This window comes from Tindallia californiensis (assembly GCF_900107405.1).
Lineage (GTDB): Bacteria > Bacillota > Clostridia > Peptostreptococcales > Tindalliaceae > Tindallia > Tindallia californiensis.
Genome location: NZ_FNPV01000025.1, coordinates 1 through 1342, shown reverse-complemented (window position 1 = coordinate 1342; position 1342 = coordinate 1). Strand labels below are relative to the sequence as shown.

1 protein-coding gene is annotated in these 1342 nt (G+C 41.9%); it reads right to left on the bottom strand.

Annotation, left to right across the window (positions count from 1 at the left end; translation table 11 throughout):
• The coding region (locus BLV55_RS14415) for an IS66 family transposase (protein WP_242870142.1) at positions 1–1190 on the bottom strand (1190 nt) is incomplete at its 3' end.
• Positions 1191–1342: the final 152 nt, after the last annotated feature.

Below are 1342 nucleotides of genomic sequence, written 5' to 3'. Positions count from 1 at the left end.
CGCTCTACTCGCTGCTTAAAAGGGCGAAATTTTCTGGAAACCGGATCATCATTGGAAAGTCCAATAACAGGAGTAACATCAAAAGATTTGTTTTCATGAAGGGAAAACTGTTGAGCGGCTAAGGGATAAGCAGAATAGCCATCTGCCACAAACCGCAGGGCTTTACCTGGGAAGGTCTTGAACTTTGCAAAAGATTGACGCATGGCAAGTATACAAGGTCCTACACCACGATTATCGGATACCTGGTAGCCAAGGATCGAGCGTGAGATAATGTCCATGATAAACCAGACGTAACCGTTAAGACCACGGACCTTAACATAGGTTTCGTCAGCCGCTATCTGCGTGGAGGGTTGATAGTCATACTGATCCACAAAGGGCTTAATAACCACGGAAGCCGTTTGAGCATAATAAGCTACTTGAGTATGGGATATCTGAACATTATGGACCTCTTTAAGGGCCTGGGCGGTTCTTCGAAGAGATAGGCCGAGATTCACATGGTAGGTAAGGGCCAGTCCCATGATATGGGCGCTTTGTTTTCGGAACTTAAAGCTGGAAGCCCGCTTAGGTAGCGAAAGTAAATCCATGGCAAAGAAGTCCAGAGTAAACTCTCGATAAATATAGTGAAGCTTGTATTGATGGCGATCCTTTACAGGAAGATCTTTGGGAAGCTTTTTCAGGTGCTGAAGATAATAGGAACATTTCTTATTTACGCATTTGTGAACTCGAAAGTGTTTACGATCTTTCTTAGGTGTTAAGGTATGGCCACAGTGAGGACAGGCAAGGGTAATGGGTTTTCGAACGTTTTCACCGGTCACAAAAGTCTGCTTGCAAACCTTGCACTGGAACTGTCCGTTACCGCCGTTATTATCGTAAAGATATTGGTGAGGCGCCTGACAACGGGGACAGCAGGTATCGGTAGGAATGTCTTTACCCAGCTGACGCTTCACGGGCTTGAGTTCTTTTTGGTAACGTTCCTGATAATACGCTAGTAAGAAACGGTAATCCTGTTGTTCAAATTTGAGGATCCGTGGAAGTTTATCAATCTTGAGTTTGTGGTACTTAGGAGAGTTCGAATCCTCAAACTGCCACTGCCTGAGTGGAATATTTTTCGAAATAAAGAGTAGCAGAGTAGAAAGTTCTTTTTCAAGATATTGAATATAGACAAGTAAATGAGTTATAATGGAGTTCACAATGACCAACCTTTCTTTATTGAAATTGTTGTTGAGGAACTTCAATTATATCAAGAAATGGGGGGTCATTGTTTTTTATTACAAAAAAACTTTGAAACCTTTGCAATATAAAGCAAGTAAATCTAAAAAGTAGTGTTTAAGTTTACACTACC